The following is a 13872-nucleotide window of genomic DNA, read 5'->3' as shown; positions in this document are numbered from 1 at the left end:
TGTAGGAGCTGCCGAAGGCTGCGATCTTTTGATCTTAGAGGTTAGCGACTTTCTGCCAGACCTTCGGCTTGAAGAACAAGGTCTCACCCTTGGCCAGGCCGATCAGGCTGTCGTGATCCTTGACCACTTCCGCTTCGATCAGATCGGTCTGCCCCTCCACTTTCAAGGTCACCCGGGTAGTCGCGCCCAGCGGGCGGATATCGCGCACTTCAGCGGCGTGGTGATCTTCCAGCTCATGCTTGGACAACGATACTTCGTGCGGGCGGAACAGCACGTGGTTGTCGTCGCTCAGCAGCAAGCGATTCGAGTCGCCGAGGAAGTGATAGACGAAATCGCTGGCCGGGTTTTCGTAGACGTCGCCCGGTGAGCCGATCTGCTCGATCACACCCTTGTTCATCACTACGATGCGGTCGGCGACTTCCATCGCTTCTTCCTGGTCGTGGGTCACGAACACCGAAGTCAGGTTGATGTCTTCGTGCAGCCGCGCCAGCCAGCGCCGCAGTTCCTTGCGCACCTTGGCGTCGAGGGCGCCGAACGGTTCATCCAGCAGCAGCACTTTCGGCTCCACCGCCAGGGCACGGGCCAAAGCGATGCGCTGACGCTGGCCACCGGACAACTGCTCCGGGTAGCGATCCGACAGCCAGTCCAGTTGCACCATGTTCAGCAATTCATGAACCTTGGTGGCGATCTGGCTTTCGCTCGGGCGCTGGTTTTTCGGTTTCATGCGCAGGCCGAACGCGACGTTGTCGAACACCGTCATGTGGCGGAACAAGGCGTAATGCTGGAACACGAAACCAACGTTACGATCACGCACATCGTGGCCGGAAACGTCCTCGCCGTGAAAAACGATGTTGCCCTGATCCGGAGTTTCCAGACCGGCAATAATCCGCAGCAGCGTGGTCTTGCCGCAGCCCGACGGGCCAAGCAGCGCGACCAGCTCACCGCTGTGGATATCCAGGCTGATGTTGTCCAGCGCCTTGAACGCGTTGAAATTCTTGCTGACGTTACGCACTTCGATCGACATGAATTATTCCTCCGCGGCGCTGGCGCGCAGGCGGTTGATACGGTTTTCGCTCCACTGCTTGAGCAGCAGGATGAAGAGCGCCAGGATCAGCAACAGGCTCGCCACGGCGAACGCGGCAACGTGGTTGTATTCGTTGTAGAGGATCTCGACGTGCAGCGGCAAGGTGTTGGTCACCCCGCGAATGTGCCCGGAAACCACCGACACCGCACCGAACTCGCCCATAGCCCGCGCGGTACACAGCACCACGCCGTAAATCAGGCCCCACTTGATGTTGGGCACGGTGACGTGCCAGAACATCTGCCAGCCATTGGCGCCGAGCAGACGCGCGGCTTCTTCCTCTTGGGTGCCTTGTTCCTGCATCAGCGGAATCAGTTCACGGGCCACGAACGGCACGGTGACAAAAATCGTCGCCAGCACGATGCCCGGCAGGGCGAAGACGATCTGGATGTCGTGATCCTGCAACCACGGCCCGAACAGGCCCTGCGCACCGAACATCAGCACGTAGACCAGACCGGCAATCACCGGCGACACCGAGAACGGCAGGTCGATCAGCGTCACCAGCATGCTCTTGCCACGGAACGAGTATTTGCTCACGCACCATGCCGCACTGACGCCAAACACCAGGTTCAGCGGCACCGAGATCAGCACGGCGAACACGGTGAGTTTCAATGCCGAAAGCGCGTCCGGCTCAAAGATCGCGGTGAAGAACGCACCGAGGCCATTCTTCAAACCCTGCGACACCACGATGAACAACGGCAGCAACAGAAACAGGAAAAAGATCAGCCAGCCAAGACCGATCAGGATTCTGCGCGAAGTGGCACTGCCACGGCGCGCAGCGTTGGCCGAAGAGGCGGCCGCAATGGACGATTGGGACATGTTCGCGCCTCCTTAGGGGGTTTCGATGCGCCGCTGCAGCAAGTTGATCAGCAGCAACAGGATGAAGGAAACCACCAGCATCAGTACGCCGATGGCGGTAGCGCCGGTGTAATCGTACTGGTCGAGTTTGACCATGATCAGCAGCGGCAGGATCTCGGTTTTCATCGGCATGTTGCCGGCAATGAAAATCACCGAACCGTACTCGCCGACGCCACGCGCAAAGGCCAGCGCAAAACCGGTCAGCCAGGCGGGCAGCAAGGCCGGAACCAGAATGTGGCGGAATACCTGCCATGGCTTCGCACCCAGGCACGCCGCCGCTTCTTCGACTTCACGGGGAATATCGGCCAGCACCGGCTGCACCGTGCGCACCACGAACGGCAGCGTGACGAAGGTCAGTGCGAGGGTGATGCCCAGCGGGGTGTAGGCGATTTTGAAACCGAGGTCAGCGGCAAATTGCCCGACCAGCCCGGCCGGCGCGTACAGCGCGGTCAGCGCGATACCGGCCACGGCTGTCGGCAGGGCGAACGGCAGATCGATCATCGCGTCGATCACCTTGCGCCCGGGGAAGGTGTAGCGCACCAGCACCCAGGCCAGCAATGTACCGATGATGCCGTTGATGATCGCCGCACACAGCGCGGTGCCGAAGCTCAGCTTCAACGCCGCCAGCACCCGCGGTGCGGAGATGATCGTCCAGAACTGATCCCAGGTCAGCTGGGCGGCGTGGACGAACATCGCCGCCAGCGGGATAAGCACAATCAGGCTGAGGTACACCAAGGTGTAACCCAGCGTCAGCCCGAAGCCGGGTATGACGGGGGAGATACGACGCGACATAAGAGTCCCTGGTTAAAAGCATTCCGCTGAACGCATCAATGTGAGAGCGAGCTTGCTCGCGAAGAGGGAGTATCAATCAACTCTAGGTCGTCTGACACTCCGCTTTCGCGAGCAGGCTCGCTCCCACATTTGCCGCGCCTGGCTTCAGGCTTGCTGTGTGGCTGAAGTCAGATTACTGCGCCTGATAGATCTGGTCGAACACGCCGCCGTCGTTGAAGAATTTCGGCTGCGCGGATTTCCAGCCGCCGAAGTCCTTGTCGATGGTCACCAGTTCCAGTTTCGGGAACTGCTGGGCGTACTTGGCCGCTACGTCCTTGTCACGTGGACGATAGAAGTTTTTCGCGGCGATTTCCTGGCCGGCCGGGCTGTACAGATGCTTGAGGTAGGCTTCGGCGATCTGCGCGTTGCCCTTCTTCTCGGCATTCTTGTCGACCACCGCCACGGGTGGTTCGGCGAGGATCGACAGCGACGGCACGACGATATCGAACTTGTCTGCGCCGCCGTCTTCTTTCAGCGCCAGGAACGCTTCGTTTTCCCAGGCCAGCAACACGTCGCCCTGACCGTTGTTGACGAAGGTAATGGTCGAACCACGGGCGCCGGTGTCAAGGATCGGCACGTGCTTGAACAGAGCCTGTACGTATTCCTTCGCCTTGGCTTCATCTCCGCCGTTGGCTTTCAGGCCATAGGCCCAAGCGGCGAGGAAGTTCCAGCGCGCACCGCCCGAGGTTTTCGGGTTCGGCGTAATCACCGAGACGTCGTTCTTGACCAGATCGCCCCAGTCCTTGATGCCTTTCGGGTTGCCCTTGCGCACCAGGAACACGATGGTCGAGGTGTACGGCGTGCTCGCTTCCGGCAGACGCTTCTGCCAGTCGGCGGGCAGGCTCTTGCCGAGCTTGGCGATTTCATCGATGTCGCCAGCCAGGGCCAGGGTCACCACGTCAGCCCGCAGACCGTCGATCACCGCACGGCCCTGCTTGCCCGAACCGCCATGGGACTGCTGGATTTTCACCGTGTCGCCGGCATGATCCTGCTGCCAGAACTTGATGAATTCGGCGTTGTATTCCTGATACAGCTCCCGCGTCGGGTCATACGACACGTTGAGCAGCTCGTAATCCTTGGCAACGGCGGAACCGGCAAACACGGCACTGGCCAGCGCGGCCAAAGCATAACGGCGAATCGACGACATGGTGAAAGCTCCTGGAATTCCTGGTGGTGGCTTGTTCTTATGTATTGCTGGAATCGGTCCCGTTTCAAAGATCGCCGCCTTCGCCAGCTCCTGCACACAGCCCCCTGTAGGAGCCGCCGAAGGCTGCGATCTTTTGATCTCAGCCCGGTTGCTTACCGGGTTGCTGCAAACGGAATTTCTCTTTGCGTTCGATCTGTACGACTTGCGCGTTGTGCACAGTGATCTCCACCGCGCCGAACCGCAGATCGCGCAGGGCGCTCTGGATTTCCCGCAAGATGGTGCTTTCGTCCTGACCGTCAACGCTGCGAAGGGATGCGCTCATGGTGCTGCTCCTTTGAAGGGGATTTGCCTGGCAGTGGGCGGCACTGCGTTCGGCGTGGGAGCAATATAAGAGAGGCATGGATATTCTTAAAAAGACTATTTAAGAATGTTTATATAACTAGAAAACATTATGAGCGAGGGCAAGGAGTTTGCGCTGATTTGAACTCGTCAAGAGAACTTGTGGCGAGGGGATTCATCCCCGTTGGACTGCGTAGCAGTCCCATTTCTTGGGGCCGCTACGCGACCCAACGGGGATAAATCCCCTCACCACAAGGTCGGTGATAGCCAGATAGGTCTTTTCAGCCAATCAATGGCGTTTTCGCCCAATCAAGCCGATCCGCAGACACCGGCCGCCCAAACCAGTAGCCCTGCCCCAGATCGCATTCCTGCGCCAACAGAAATGCCGCCTGCTCAGCCTGCTCGATCCCCTCGGCATGCACCTGCATACCCATGCTCCGCGCCAGCGCGATGATCACCCGGACAATCGCCACGTCATCCTCATCCCACGGCAACCCGGCGACGAAGCCCTGATCGATCTTGAGTTTCTGCACCGGCAGGCGCTTAAGCCGCAGCAACGACGAATAACCGGTGCCGAAATCATCGATGGCCAGACGCACACCCAGCTCGCGCAAGCGATGCATCTGTTCCAGCGCCACTTCGGGATCGTCCATCACCGCGCTTTCGGTAACTTCCAGCTCCAGATACGCCGGATCCAGCCCGGTGTCGTGCAGCACCTGCGCCACCTGCTGGTAAAGCTCACGCCGGGCAAACAGCCGCGACGAAACATTCACCGCGACGAACGCCAGCACCACACCGCTCTGCTGCCATTGGCACATCTGTCGGCAGGCCTGCTGCATCACCCAGGCATCGATCTCGGCGATCAGCCCGGTGCGCTCGGCAATCGGAATGAATTCTGCCGGCGACACCAGCCCGCGCTGCGGATGCTGCCAGCGCACCAGTGCCTCGACGCCGATCAGACGGCTGCTGTGCAGGTCATGCACCGGTTGGTAGTAGACGCGCAACTCCTCCTGCTCCAGTGCACGGCGCAGCTCGAAGGCGATTTCGACCCGTTGCTGGGCATGGGCGGTCAGTTCTTCGGTGTACAGCGCGTAGCCATTGCGCCCGCTGCTTTTGGCCTTGAACAGCGCGCTGTCGGCGTTGCGTAACAACTGCTCTGCGCTGAGGGCATCGCTGGGAAACAGGCTGATACCGATGCTTGCGTTGATGAACAGTTGATTGCCATCTACCAGCACCGGCTCCTTCAAGGCGTCCAGAGTCCGTTGCGCCAGCGCGGCGGCCTGGGCCGGCTGTGGACAACTTTCCGCGAGCACCGCGAACTCGTCACCGCCGAGCCGTGCGAGGGTGATGCCGGGGCCGAACAATGCCTGCAACCGCGTCGCCACCGCTTTGAGCAATCGGTCGCCGACGTTATGCCCGAGGCTGTCGTTGATCATCTTGAAATGATCCAGATCGAGCATCAGCAGCGCGCAGCCACGCTTGTGTGTCTGCGCGGAAGACAACGCCTGCTCGGCGCGGTCGCTGAACAGCAGGCGATTGGGCAGATCGGTCAACGGATCGTGATGCGCCAGGTGTTTGAGTTCGGACTCGGAATCCTTGATCGCACTGATGTCGGAGAACACCGCCACGTAATGGCTGAGCCGGCCGAAATCATCGTTAATCACCCGAATGGTCTGCCACTGTGGATAAATCTCGCCGGTCTTGCGCCGGTTCCAGATCTCGCCGCTCCATTCACCTTCAGCCTCAAGGGTGGCGAACATCGCCTGATAGAAGCCCGGCGGATGATGGCCGGACTTGAACAGACTCGGCTGCTGGCCGATGACTTCGTCGCGCCGATAACCGGTGATCTCGATAAAGGCGCGGTTGACGTGGACGATCAGGCCCCGGTGATCGGTAACCAGCACGCCTTCACGGGTGCAATCGAACACGGCGGCCGCCTGACGCAGACGCTCACGGTCGCTGTGGCGCTCGCGCAGGCGGGCACCGATGCCGAGAAACCGACACAGCCGCGCCCGCGCGAGAAAAATCAGCCCGGCGCTGATCGTAGCCAGCAGATAACCGTTGATCAGTTGCCAATGGGTCAGCTCACGGGAGTCATCGAAGAATCTGCTTAATAAATGATCAGAAACTTGCAGCCACAGGGCGGCCAGTACGAGGTAGAGCAGCGCTGCACGCAAGGCATCGCGGTAAGTCGCAGACATTCGGTCGTCCATGTCCCTACAAAAAGGTTGGAATTATAGGTCAAGAAACATTCAGCGACTTCTTATCTGAAAGGGCGACTGGTTTTATCTGTGTGCTTAGTGATAATGCAACGGCTGTTTTTATCTTTATCGAGGGCCCTATAGCCTATGTGGTACGAAGGTTTTCTTGGCTTGTCGGCCTGGTCACTGGTCGCGGTCACCCTGCTGATGACCCATGTGACGATTGTTGCCGTCACGGTCTATCTGCACCGTTACTCGGCCCACCGCTCGCTCGAGCTGAATGCGGGTCTCAAGCACTTTTTCCGTTTCTGGCTGTGGCTGACCACGGCGCAGAACACCCGCGAGTGGACCGCCATCCACCGCAAACATCACGCCAAATGCGAAACCGAAGATGACCCGCACAGCCCGGTCATCAAGGGTCTGTCCACGGTGCTGCGCACCGGTGCCGAGCTGTACCGCAGCGAAGCGCAGAACCCGGAAACGCTGCGCATCTACGGCAAGAACTGCCCGGAAGACTGGATCGAACGCAACGTCTACAGCCGCTATCCGCTGCTGGGCGTGGCGATCATGGGTGTGATCGACCTGCTACTGTTCGGCACCATCGGCATCACCATCTGGGCGATCCAGATGATGTGGATTCCGGTGTGGGCCGCTGGCGTGATCAACGGTCTGGGCCATGCCGTCGGCTACCGCAACTTCGAATGCCGTGACGCGGCGACCAATCTGGTGCCGTGGGGCATCCTGATCGGCGGCGAAGAGCTGCACAACAACCATCACACCTACCCCAACTCCGCCAAGCTGTCGGTGAAGAAGTGGGAATTCGACCTCGGCTGGGCGTGGATCAAGGTCTTCTGCTTCCTGCGTCTGGCCAAGGTGCAGCGGGTCGCACCGATTGCCCACCGCGTCGAAGGCAAGGGCAGCCTGGACATGGACACCGCCATGGCGATCCTCAACAACCGCTTCCAGATCATGGCCCAGTACCGCAAATTGGTGATCGGCCCGCTGGTCAAGCAAGAGCTGGCCAAGGTCGATCATTCGGTGCGCCACCAGTTCCACCGGGCCAAACGCCTGCTGTCGCGGGAAACCAGCCTGCTGGAAGACCGTCATCACTTGCGCATCCAGACCATGCTCGAACACAGCCATGCGCTGAAAGTGATCTACGAGAAACGCCTGGCTTTGCAGCAGATCTGGGTCAAGACCAGTTCCAATGGCCACGACATGCTCGCTGCCATCAAGGAATGGATTCACGAGGCCGAGGCCAGTGGCATCCAGTCGTTGCGTGACTTTGCTGATCAGCTGAAAACCTACTCGCTGCGTCCTGCGACTGCCTGACCGGCAATGAGGCTGTGATCTCGAAGATCGCAGCCTCGTTGCACACGTCGCCTCCTTAACCCCGCCGCCCGGCGGGACTCGGTAATGGCCGGGAACTTCGCCGAAAATCCCCTATCTCAAAGACACTTCGCCATCCCGGCGGGCTGTCCTGTGGCCGTTGTCGACATTGCGGCGCGCCCTTTGAGATTTGTGCCGATGGTCAACAACAACCAGAAAGACACATCCTTCACCCAATGGCCTGAGGCCGCGCAAACGCTGATGGCGCTGATGCATGCGCAGGGCGAAGTCGCGCGCCTGAGCGAGCGCGAACAATTGATCAGTTCGCTGCTGGTCAGCGTCAACGCCGTACTCTGGGCTTTCAACTGGGAAACCCGCCAGGTGCTGTACGTCAGTCCGGCCTATGAACGGATCTTCGGCCGTTCCGCCGCGTTGTTGCTGGCAGACTACAACCAATGGCGCGACAGCATTTACCCCGATGATCTGGAGTACGCCGAGCAGAGCCTCGCCGAAGTCCTGCACCGAGGTGCGGTGGAAGATCGCGAGTACCGCATCATCGCGGCCGATGGCCAGGTGCGCTGGCTCAGCGACAAATGCTTTATCAATCGCCAGGACGAGCCCGGGCAGCCGGTGATCATCGTCGGCATCGCCGAAGACATCACCGACAAAAAACACATGGAAACCGAGCTGCAACGCTTGGCCACCACCGATGTGCTGACGCAAAGCAGCAACCGCCGCCATTTCTTCGAATGCGCCCACCGCGAGTTCGCCGAGGCCCGCCGCCAAGGCACACCGCTGGCCTTCCTGCTGCTGGACATCGACGATTTCAAAGTGATCAACGACAGCTACGGCCACCCCGAAGGCGACAATGTGCTGCAACGGATCGCCGAATGCGGGCGCGGCTCATTGCGCCGTGGCGACCTGTTCGGGCGGATTGGCGGTGAGGAGTTCGCCGCGGTGTTTCCCGGCTGCGCGCCGGAGATGGCCGTGCAAGTGGCGGAGCGCCTGCAACAGGAGATCCAGCGACTGCGCTTCAACCACGACGGCCAAGCATTCAGCATCACAGTTAGCCAGGGCCTGACCAACCTCACCGACGAAGACAAGAGCCTGGACAGCCTGTTCGCCCGCGCGGATGCCGCGATGTACGAGGCGAAACGGCAGGGCAAGAACCGGATCATTGCGGCCTGATCCGTATTTTGTGGCTGCCGCAATTCCTGTGGGAGCGGGCTTGCCCGCGATGAGGCCTGCACCTTCAACAAAAATGTTGCCTGCGCTGGCGCCTTCGCGAGCAGGCTCGCTCCCACATTGGAATGTGGTGATCTGTCATTTGCGCATCCGCATCAACTCCGGCAGCCCGATCTTGAGCAATCGCGCCGTCCGGCTCTTCGCCAGCTCCTCTACGCCTTCGTGCTCGGTCAGCCGCGCCATCTGCGCAGCCATGTGCATCACCAGCGCCTCGCGACTGTAAACGCCACCACCGAGCTGGTAGGCCGAAGCAATCAACTCGCGCAACTCCAGCGGCAGACGCCAGCGGGTGCGCAATGCCGAGCCATAAGAGGCGCCAAACTTCGCCAACGCTTCACCGACCTCCTCCAACTCGTCCAGTTCGCCGCCAGCTTGCTGCCATTCCTGCAGGCAGCGCAGCAGCGCCAGATCACCGAGCCGATGCAGCATGCCCGCGCAATAGCAGCGCTCCTGATCCAGATCGAGCAGGCGTGCCAGCGTGCGGGCGTATTCCGCCGTGTGCAGTGACAGCCCCCAATAGCGCTCGGCGTAATCCGCCAGGCATGGATCGCTGAGCCGCGCGCTGCGTTTGAGCGCCAGCCCGAGAATCAGGTTCATGCTCTGCCCGGTGCCGAGTCGGTGCAGCGCCTGGGCCAGGGTTTGCACCGGCGCGCCGTAGTGTTGCGCGGCACTGTTGGCGGCTGCGATCAGCACGGCGGTAATCTGCGGATCGGTGCGGACCTCTTCCTCCAGCAGCTTGAGGTCGAGCCCCTCGGGATTGAGGCTGCGCTTGACCGCCACTTGCACGTCGGTCATCAACGGCGCGCCATCGGCCTGCTCGCGACGCCGCTCAAGGAACACCGACAGGGTCATGCCCGGCGCCAGTGCCGGCACTTCGCAAACCACTGCTTCGCCAGCGTTGAGCAGCAACCCCTGCAAGCGCTCGGTCAGGCCTTCCATGTTCAACGGTTTGGTCAGGTACGCCGTCGGCGCCAGCGGAATCGCTTCGCGCACGCTGGCGCTGTCGTTGCGGCTGCTCATCAGAATGAACGGCAACGGCGGATTGCGTTTGCGCTGGCGGACGCTGCGCAGCACATGCAATCCGTCGATGCCAGGCAGCTCCCAATCGACGATGGCCAAGTCATAGGGCACCTCGTTGAGCAACGACATCGCCTGCTGGCCATCGGCACACAAATCCAGGCGCGCATCGCAGCGCACGTTGAGCAGCACTTGTTTGAGCAGGTCGCGGGACCAGGGATCAGCCTCGGCAATCAACACCCGGGGTACGGCGGGTAAATCAACGGCAGTCATGCGCGCTCTCCTTGCAATGTCTGAACCTTAGCCAATGCTGGCGATTCGATACAGCGCAAACCCGTCCGATGTGTTTCAAGGGACGAAAAAAACCCGCCGAAGCGGGTTTTTGTCGAGCGGGTCACAGCAATGGATCAGAGTTCAGAGAAGCACTCTTCGATGATCGCCAGGCCTTTGTCCAGTTGCTCGTCCGGCGACGTCAGCGGAACCAGCACACGCAGCACGTTACCGTAAGTGCCGCAGGACAGCAGGATCAGGCCCTTGTCACGCGCCTTGGCCACCACGGCAGCCACAGCAGTCGGGTTCGGCTTGTGGCTGTCGCCGTTTTCGAACAGCTCGACCGCGATCATTGCGCCCAGCGCACGCACTTCACCGATCACCGGGTACTTGGCCTGAATCGCCTTCAAACCGGTGACCAGGCGCTCGCCGACAGCCTTGCAGCGGTCCAGCAGTTGCTCTTCTTCAAACACTTCCATGACTGCCAGCGCAGCGGCGCAAGCGATCGGGCTACCGGCGTAAGTGCCGCCCAGGCCGCCTGGAGCAATGGCGTCCATGTATTCGGCCTTGCCGCACACGCCGGCCAGCGGGAAGCCGCCAGCGATGGACTTGGCGAAAGTGGTCAGGTCGGCGGCAACGCCCATCTGTTCCATGGCGAAGAAGGTGCCGGTACGGCCAGCGCCGGTCTGCACTTCGTCAGCGATCAGCAGGATGCCGTGCTGGTCGCACAGCGCACGCAGACGCTTCATGAATTCCTTCGGCGCGACGTAGAAACCGCCTTCGCCCTGCACCGGCTCGATGATGATTGCAGCGATGTCTTTCGGCTCGGCGTCGTTCTTGAAGATGCGTTCGATGGAAGCGATCGAATCGTCGATGCTCACGCCATGCAGTTCGTTCGGGTACAACGCGCGGAAGATGCCGCCTGGCATCAGGCCCATGCCCGCCGAGTACGGCACAACTTTACCGGTCAAACCCAGGGTCATCATGGTGCGACCGTGGTAAGCGCCGGTGAAGGCAATCACGCCAGCGCGGCCAGTGGCGGCACGGGCGATCTTCACGGCGTTTTCAACGGCTTCGGAACCGGTGGTGACCAGCAGGGTTTTCTTGGCGAAATCACCTGGCACCTTGGCGTTGATTTTTTCGCACAGCTCAACGTACGGCTCGTAGGCCAGTACCTGGAAGCAGGTGTGGGTCAGCTTGTTCAGCTGTTCAGTCACGGCGGCGATGATTTTCGGGTGCACGTGGCCGGTGTTCAGTACAGCGATACCGCCAGCGAAGTCGATGAACTCGCGACCTTCAACGTCGGTCACGGTGGCGTTCTTTGCCGACTCGGCGAAGATCGGGTGAATCTGGCCAACACCACGAGGTACGGCATTGGTGCGGCGGGCCATCAGTTCAGCGTTAGTCTTGCTCATTACAGTCCTCATTCGCCGCTCATCGGGCGGCGTGGTTCAAGGATGAAGCGGGAGGAATCGGCGGTGGCAGCATGCGATGATCGACTGCCACGGCGTTCCTGGCCGCAGAGAAATTTCCTGTTTGAAACGACGCAAAGGGACAGCGCTCTCGTGCCCTTTGCGTTTGCAGCAATCCCTTTCCCGGCTTAGATGCCCAGGCAGAGGTATTTGATTTCCAGGTAGTCTTCGATGCCGTACTTGGAGCCTTCACGGCCCAGGCCCGAGGCCTTGATGCCGCCGAACGGCGCGACTTCGTTGGAGATCAGCCCGGTGTTGACGCCGACCATGCCGTACTCCAGCGCTTCGGCGACACGGAACACACGGCCGAGGTCACGAGCGTAGAAGTAAGAAGCCAGACCGAATTCGGTGTCGTTGGACATGGCGATCACTTCGGCTTCGTCTTTGAAGCGGAACAGCGGCGCCAGCGGACCGAAGGTTTCTTCCTTGGCCACGGCCGCGTTTTTCGGCACGTTGGTCAGGATGGTCGGCTCGAAGAAATTGCCTTCCATCGCCTTGCCGCCCGCCAGTACGGTGGCGCCTTTGCTTACGGCGTCAGCGATGTGTTCCTGAACCTTGGCCACGGCTTTTTCGTCGATCAGCGGTCCGGTGGTGGTGCCGTCTTCCAGACCGTTGCCGATCTTCAGTTTGGCCACAGCCACTTTCAGCTTCTCGGCGAACGCATCGTAGACCGCGTCCTGAATGTACAGACGGTTGGCGCAGACGCAGGTCTGACCGTTGTTGCGGTACTTGGAAATGATCGCGCCTTCGACGGCCTTATCCAGATCGGCGTCGTCGAACACGATGAACGGCGCGTTGCCGCCCAGTTCCAGCGAGACTTTCTTGATGTCCTTGGCGCATTCGGCCATCAACTGGCGACCGATTTCGGTCGAGCCGGTGAAGGACAGTTTGCGCACGATCGGGTTGCTGGTCAGCTCGCTGCCGATGTCACCGGCGCTGCCGGACACCACGCTGAACACACCCGCCGGAATGCCCGCGCGCTGAGCCAGTTCGGCGAGGGCGAAAGCGGAAAATGGAGTTTGCGATGCTGGCTTGAGCACCATGGTGCAACCGGCGGCCAGCGCCGGGCCGGCCTTGCGGGTGATCATTGCCGCCGGGAAGTTCCACGGGGTGATCGCAGCGGTGACGCCGATCGGCTGCTTGATCACGATCAGGCGCTTGTCCGGCTGGTGGCCTGGAATCACATCACCGTAGATGCGCTTGGCTTCTTCGGCGAACCACTCGATGAACGATGCGGCGTAAACGATTTCGCCCTTGGCTTCGGCCAGCGGCTTGCCCTGCTCGAGGGTCATCAGGCGCGCGAGGTCGTCCTGGTTCTCGATCATCAGTTCGAACCAGCGACGCAGCTTGCCGGCACGCTCTTTGGCGGTCAGCGCACGCCAGGCCGGCAGCGCCTTGTCGGCGGCCTCGATGGCACGGCGGGTTTCAGCGGCGCCCATCTTCGGCACGGTGCCGAGGATTTCGCCGGTGGCCGGGTTGTTGACCTTGATCGTCTGACCGTTGTCGGCATCGACCCAAGCGCCATCGATGAAGGCTTGCTGGCGGAACAACTGGGTGTCTTTAAGCTGCATGTCGGCTTTCCTTAACAGCACCGCGGCCTGCGCGGAGCAAATTATGATTGTAGAAAGGCGCCTCGCAAGGCTGCCGTCAGGGAAATCAGTGAGCGGATTGTGGCGCATCAACAGTGCACGACCGGGCGCACTTGCGCTGCAACATCCCGCCAAAGAGCGTTTGAAATCTCAAACGGATCGTAGGTTCAAAGGGGGTAAAGGACAATAGGTCGTTCGAAAAAAAGAACAAAAATGCCGCTTTTCAGATCAACGTACCGAAAACCCTTGCCGCAGGAAAAACCTTAGATCAACCCCGGCAAAGCGCCAAGCGAGGGTTTTGCAGGACGTTACCGCTTTAAGGAATGCAGCGATTTTGTGTCGACACGCACACTGACAAAACCCGCCAAACCCGGCATGGACGCCCCGAGCCGACCTAGGTATGATGTCGCCCGCTGCACCAGTAGCTCAGCTGGATAGAGTACTGCCCTCCGAAGGCAGGGGTCGTGGGTTCGAATCCCGCCTGGTGCACCAT

General features: G+C 60.6%; 11 protein-coding genes and 1 tRNA gene. 3 read left to right on the top strand and 9 right to left on the bottom strand.

Annotated elements, in window-relative coordinates; genetic code table 11:
• Positions 1-34: 34 nt before the first annotated feature.
• The 6 genes from D8U60_RS23765 to dibA form a co-directional block, all read right to left on the bottom strand.
• The gene (locus D8U60_RS23765) at positions 35-1024 is read right to left on the bottom strand and encodes a sulfate ABC transporter ATP-binding protein (protein ID WP_016772244.1); all 990 of its coding nucleotides are present in this window, start codon (positions 1022-1024) and stop codon (positions 35-37) included.
• 3 nt (positions 1025-1027) lie between these two features.
• Complete coding sequence (gene cysW, locus D8U60_RS23760; protein ID WP_007917679.1) at positions 1028-1900, bottom strand: sulfate ABC transporter permease subunit CysW; 873 nt, start codon at positions 1898-1900, stop codon at positions 1028-1030.
• 12 nt (positions 1901-1912) lie between these two features.
• Positions 1913-2731: a sulfate ABC transporter permease subunit CysT gene (gene cysT / locus D8U60_RS23755; RefSeq protein WP_016772245.1), complete on the bottom strand. Its 819-nt coding sequence runs from the start codon at positions 2729-2731 to the stop codon at positions 1913-1915.
• Between the two features lie 172 nt (positions 2732-2903).
• Entirely contained in the window at positions 2904-3917 is a 1014-nt protein-coding gene (locus D8U60_RS23750) for a sulfate ABC transporter substrate-binding protein (RefSeq protein ID WP_130901062.1), read from the bottom strand.
• Between the two features lie 139 nt (positions 3918-4056).
• Entirely contained in the window at positions 4057-4239 is a 183-nt protein-coding gene (gene oscA, locus D8U60_RS23745; protein ID WP_007917682.1) for a sulfur starvation response protein OscA, read from the bottom strand.
• 298 nt (positions 4240-4537) lie between these two features.
• Positions 4538-6457 (bottom strand): phosphodiesterase DibA, encoded by a 1920-nt coding sequence (gene dibA / locus D8U60_RS23740; protein ID WP_130901061.1) that lies wholly within the window; start codon positions 6455-6457, stop codon positions 4538-4540.
• Between the two features lie 147 nt (positions 6458-6604).
• Here dibA and desA point away from each other — a divergent pair, with 147 nt between their 5' ends.
• Both desA and D8U60_RS23730 read left to right on the top strand, forming a co-directional pair.
• A complete protein-coding gene (gene desA / locus D8U60_RS23735; protein ID WP_016772248.1) occupies positions 6605-7789 on the top strand; it encodes a delta-9 fatty acid desaturase DesA in 1185 nt (394 codons plus the stop codon).
• Between the two features lie 195 nt (positions 7790-7984).
• On the top strand, positions 7985-8974 hold the full coding sequence (locus D8U60_RS23730; RefSeq protein WP_122508376.1) for a sensor domain-containing diguanylate cyclase: 990 nt from the start codon (positions 7985-7987) through the stop codon (positions 8972-8974).
• 135 nt (positions 8975-9109) lie between these two features.
• Here the strand turns inward: D8U60_RS23730 and D8U60_RS23720 are convergent, their stop codons facing one another.
• From D8U60_RS23720 to gabD, 3 genes are all read right to left on the bottom strand, one after another.
• On the bottom strand, positions 9110-10321 hold the full coding sequence (locus tag D8U60_RS23720; protein ID WP_130901060.1) for a response regulator: 1212 nt from the start codon (positions 10319-10321) through the stop codon (positions 9110-9112).
• Between the two features lie 134 nt (positions 10322-10455).
• Positions 10456-11733: a 4-aminobutyrate--2-oxoglutarate transaminase gene (gene gabT, locus D8U60_RS23715; protein WP_016772251.1), complete on the bottom strand. Its 1278-nt coding sequence runs from the start codon at positions 11731-11733 to the stop codon at positions 10456-10458.
• Positions 11734-11918: 185 nt separating this feature from the next.
• The gene (gabD, locus tag D8U60_RS23710) at positions 11919-13361 is read right to left on the bottom strand and encodes an NADP-dependent succinate-semialdehyde dehydrogenase (RefSeq protein ID WP_024011131.1); all 1443 of its coding nucleotides are present in this window, start codon (positions 13359-13361) and stop codon (positions 11919-11921) included.
• A gap of 433 nt (positions 13362-13794) precedes the next feature.
• On the opposite strand from gabD, the gene D8U60_RS23705 reads away from it, so the two are divergent.
• Positions 13795-13871, top strand: a tRNA-Arg gene (locus D8U60_RS23705).
• Position 13872 lies beyond the last annotated feature (1 nt).

The sequence above is a fragment of the Pseudomonas sp. Sample_11 genome, from assembly GCF_004307505.1.
GTDB classification, from domain to species: Bacteria; Pseudomonadota; Gammaproteobacteria; order Pseudomonadales; family Pseudomonadaceae; genus Aquipseudomonas; species Aquipseudomonas atacamensis.
Note: the sequence above shows the minus strand (reverse complement) of the source record. Positions and strands in the feature narration are given on the sequence as shown.

Coding starts and splice junctions, on each gene's coding strand:
- oscA (WP_007917682.1), bottom strand. CDS start 4,239: ATGAGCGCATCCCTTCGCAGCGTTGACGGTCAGGACGAAAGCACCATC.
- D8U60_RS23750 (WP_130901062.1), bottom strand. CDS start 3,917: ATGTCGTCGATTCGCCGTTATGCTTTGGCCGCGCTGGCCAGTGCCGTG.
- cysW (WP_007917679.1), bottom strand. CDS start 1,900: ATGTCCCAATCGTCCATTGCGGCCGCCTCTTCGGCCAACGCTGCGCGC.
- desA (WP_016772248.1), top strand. CDS start 6,605: ATGTGGTACGAAGGTTTTCTTGGCTTGTCGGCCTGGTCACTGGTCGCG.
- cysT (WP_016772245.1), bottom strand. CDS start 2,731: ATGTCGCGTCGTATCTCCCCCGTCATACCCGGCTTCGGGCTGACGCTG.
- gabT (WP_016772251.1), bottom strand. CDS start 11,733: ATGAGCAAGACTAACGCTGAACTGATGGCCCGCCGCACCAATGCCGTA.
- dibA (WP_130901061.1), bottom strand. CDS start 6,457: ATGTCTGCGACTTACCGCGATGCCTTGCGTGCAGCGCTGCTCTACCTC.
- D8U60_RS23765 (WP_016772244.1), bottom strand. CDS start 1,024: ATGTCGATCGAAGTGCGTAACGTCAGCAAGAATTTCAACGCGTTCAAG.
- D8U60_RS23720 (WP_130901060.1), bottom strand. CDS start 10,321: ATGACTGCCGTTGATTTACCCGCCGTACCCCGGGTGTTGATTGCCGAG.
- D8U60_RS23730 (WP_122508376.1), top strand. CDS start 7,985: ATGGTCAACAACAACCAGAAAGACACATCCTTCACCCAATGGCCTGAG.
- gabD (WP_024011131.1), bottom strand. CDS start 13,361: ATGCAGCTTAAAGACACCCAGTTGTTCCGCCAGCAAGCCTTCATCGAT.